Source organism: Albidovulum sp., from assembly GCF_049646345.1.
Lineage (GTDB): Bacteria > Pseudomonadota > Alphaproteobacteria > Rhodobacterales > Rhodobacteraceae > Albidovulum.
The window spans coordinates 1-3,470 of sequence record NZ_JBARVQ010000491.1; the positions used below are offsets into that span (position 1 = coordinate 1).

Annotated in this window: 5 protein-coding genes; 3 read left to right on the forward strand and 2 right to left on the reverse strand. The window is 59.8% G+C overall.

Annotation, left to right across the window (positions count from 1 at the left end):
- Window positions 1-173: 173 nt before the first annotated feature.
- A complete protein-coding gene (locus WBB85_RS12275; RefSeq protein ID WP_432638896.1) occupies window positions 174-1,070 on the reverse strand; it encodes a LysR family transcriptional regulator in 897 nt (298 codons plus the stop codon).
- An 85-nt stretch (window positions 1,071-1,155) separates the two neighbouring features.
- Here WBB85_RS12275 and WBB85_RS12280 point away from each other — a divergent pair, with 85 nt between their 5' ends.
- Both WBB85_RS12280 and WBB85_RS12285 read left to right on the forward strand, forming a co-directional pair.
- A complete protein-coding gene (locus tag WBB85_RS12280; RefSeq protein ID WP_432638897.1) occupies window positions 1,156-1,815 on the forward strand; it encodes a class I SAM-dependent methyltransferase in 660 nt (219 codons plus the stop codon).
- A gap of 35 nt (window positions 1,816-1,850) precedes the next feature.
- Window positions 1,851-2,300, forward strand: a complete 450-nt coding sequence (locus tag WBB85_RS12285) for a YtoQ family protein (protein ID WP_432638898.1) — start codon at window positions 1,851-1,853, stop codon at window positions 2,298-2,300.
- Here WBB85_RS12285 and WBB85_RS12290 read toward each other — a convergent pair.
- A complete protein-coding gene (locus WBB85_RS12290) occupies window positions 2,297-2,995 on the reverse strand; it encodes a glutathione S-transferase N-terminal domain-containing protein (RefSeq protein WP_432638899.1) in 699 nt (232 codons plus the stop codon). The genes WBB85_RS12285 and WBB85_RS12290 overlap by 4 nt on opposite strands.
- A 161-nt stretch (window positions 2,996-3,156) precedes the next feature.
- On the opposite strand from WBB85_RS12290, the gene mscL reads away from it, so the two are divergent.
- The coding region (mscL, locus tag WBB85_RS12295; protein WP_432638900.1) for a large conductance mechanosensitive channel protein MscL at window positions 3,157-3,470 on the forward strand (314 nt) is incomplete at its 3' end.

Sequence of the window (3,470 nt, forward strand, 5' to 3'; positions counted from 1 at the left end):
GCTGATGGGCCGACCCTTTGGTGAGGAGCGGCTCTTGCGCATCGGCGCTGCGGCCGAGGCTGCGCTGGCATGAAGCGTTTCGGGTTTTGATAGAAATCACAAATGTCAGAATTCGAATGAAAAAGCCTCGAATTCCGATCCAATGAAAACTCGAAACGCTATAGGCCCTGAGGTTACCTCGCCGGGTTTGACAGGAAGTCGGCCAGATGATCGAAGACCAGCCGGATACGCCGACTGGTATGCAGCTCGCGATGCGTTGTCAGCCAGATCGGGAAGGTGATCGGTTTCAGCTCCGGCAGGATGCGTTCCATTTCCGGGCAGAGCCGCGCCAGTTCATCCCACATAGGCGCGATACCGAAGCCCTGACGGGCGAGTTCCCAGGCGACGATGCCATTGGCCGAACCGATGCGAAAATTCGCTTCGGTCAGCGGCATGCCGAGTGGCACGAGATGGTCGAGCATCTGTTGGTTGTCGCCGAAACCAATGAAGTCATGCGGCGCGAGATCGGCGAGACTCTTTGGCCGTCCCCTTGCCGCAAGGTAGGGGCCGGAGGCATAGAAATAGGCCCGCGCCTCACGCACCAGACGGGCGATGAGGTCGGGCTGTTCGGGGCGGACATGACGGATGGCGATATCGGCTTCGCGCCGCATCAGATCGCGGATGTCGTTGGCGGCGACGATGTCGATCTCGAGCTTTGGTGCGACCTCCCGGATCCGCTTCAGGGCGGCGGGCAGGATATGGGCCGATAGGCCCTCGCTCGCTGTGATCCGGACCATGCCCTCGATCGACTGGGAATGGCCGGTTGCGGCCAGCGCGACCTGGTCCGCAGCCGCCCCCATGGCGCGGACATGGCCAAGAAGATCGCGCCCGGCATCGGTCAGTTGCAGCGCCCGGCCAACGCGTTCGAAGAGCAGGATGCCAAGATCGCTCTCAAGCGCCGTGACCTGCCGTCCAAGCGTCGGCTGGGTCAGGCCCAGCACCCGCGCCGCAGCGGAAAGCGACCCCTCCTCTGCCGTGGCAAGGAAGGCGCGGATATGGTTCCAGTCAAAGCCGCCCATGCGTTGATCCATGCGTATTTGTATAAAGAAACAACGGATTTCGGCAATTTATTTGTGAAATTCGCATGGGTATTTATGCGGACAAAGGAGATACACCATGCAAGACACAGCAAAATTCTGGGACGGCATCGCGGAAAAATACGCGACCTCCCCCATCAAGGATATGGACGCCTACACCTATACGCTGGAGCGAACGCGCTCTCAGTTGTCCTCAAGCGACCGGGTGCTTGAGCTTGGCTGTGGTTCAGGCTCAACCGCGCTTCTTATCGCGCCGGGCGTGCACGAGATCACGGCGAGCGATGTCTCACCTGGCATGATCGCGGTCGGCAGGCGCAAGGCCGAGGCCGACGGCGCAGGGAATATCCGTTTCGTTGCCGCCGATGTTCTGGACGAAGCGCTGGGCGCGGAACCCTATGACGCCATCCTCGCCTTCAACATGCTGCACCTGCTGCCCGATCTGCCGACCGCCCTGGCGCGGGTGAACCGGCTTTTGAAGCCCGGCGGCCTCTTCATCTCCAAGACAATCTGCCGCCCGGTCGCCGGTTCGGGCTGGACGCGCGAGCGCATGTTCCTTTCCCTGATGATGGGTGTTCTGCCGCTGCTGCAGCTTGTCGGCAAGGCACCCTTCGTGCGGATCACGCGCATTGCGGACCTGGAAGGGGCGATCACCAGGGCCGGGTTCGAGATCATCGAGACGGGAAACCATCCCGCCCAGCCACCGCGCCGCTTCATCGTTGCCCGCAAAGCCCTGGGCTGATAGCCCGGTCAGGGGTTTAGGCATAGGAGGCTGACATGGCGCTGAACGTTTACCTGTCTGGTGAAATTCACACCGACTGGCGGGAAGAGATCATGGCGGGTGCGGCCGGTCTGGATGTCACCTTCACAGCCCCCGTGACCGACCATGCGGCGTCGGATGATTGTGGCGTGGCAATCCTTGGGGCAGAGCCGAACAAGGTCTGGCACGACCACAAGGGCGCCAAGGTGAACGCGATCCGTACCCGCAAGGCGATTGCCGATGCCGATGTGGTCGTTGTGCGCTTTGGTGAGATGTACAGGCAGTGGAACGCCGCATTTGACGCAGGTTATGCTGCAGCGCTTGGCAAATCACTGATTGTCCTGCATGGGGCCGATCACGCCCATGCACTGAAAGAGGTCGATGCCGCGGCCCTTGCGGTGGCCGAAGAGCCGCGGCAGGTGGTCGAGATTTTGCGCTACGTGCTGACCGGCGCGCTGCCCGGCTAGTCCCGGGCCGGGATGGTCAGACCGCGCTGAACGGCTGGGCGGGCAAGGAACCGGTCGAGATAGGCAGGCACGTTCGCCAGATCATCCCAGCCGACCTCGGAAGACGCCTGATAGAAATCCCGGATGGTGCGCAGCCAGGGCCCGATCGCGATATCGGCGATAGAATAGTCCCCGGCAATCCAGTCCTGCCCCTCCAACTGGCGGTCAAGCACACCGAGCAATCGCCGCGCCTCGTCATAGTAACGCTGGCGCGGGCGGGGGTCTTCGATCTCTTTCCCGGCGAAATGGTGGAAAAAGCCCACCTGTCCGAACATCGGTCCGATGCCACCCATCTGGAGCATCAGCCATTGGATCACTTCCCAGCGCCTCGGACCATCCGGCAGAAACTGTCCGGTTTTCTCGGCAAGATAGAGCAGGATCGCCCCACTTTCGAACAGGGCAAGCGGGGTGCCGCCAGGTCCATTTGGATCAAGGATCGCAGGGATCTTGTTGTTGGGATTGAGCGACAGGAATTCAGGCGTGAACTGGTCATTTGTGGAAAATGAGACCAGATGGGCATCATAAGTCAGCCCCATCTCTTCAAGTGCAATCGAGACCTTCACACCGTTTGGCGTGGTCAGTGAATAAAGCTGAATCGCGGATGGGTCCTGCGGGGGCCAGCGTTCTGTGATTGGAAACGATGACAGATCGGTCAAAATTCGCACTCCTGTTCGGCTTGTCGCACCTTTGATAGGTAAGTCCATGGGAACGCGAAAAAAAGAGAAGAACTTCGCGCATTTTATGTTAGCTTCTGCGCGCTGGCGCGCTAAACATGGAAACGCGCGGTCGTGAGTGTAAACGCAGTGGGGACAATTAAATGCTGAAAGAGTTCAAGGATTTTATCGCCAAGGGCAATGTCATGGACATGGCCGTTGGTATCATTATTGGTGCGGCCTTTACCGCCATCGTGACGTCACTGGTCGAAGATTTGATCAATCCGATCATATCGCTCTTTACCGGTGGGATCGACTTCTCCGGCCTGGGCGTCCGGCTGAGTGACGGGGAAGAGGGCGCGGTCTTCGCCTATGGCAACTTCATCATGGCGCTGATCAACTTCCTGATCATCGCCTGGGTTGTGTTCATGCTCGTCAAGATGGTGAACAAGGTGAAAGACGCAGCGATGGCCAAGGA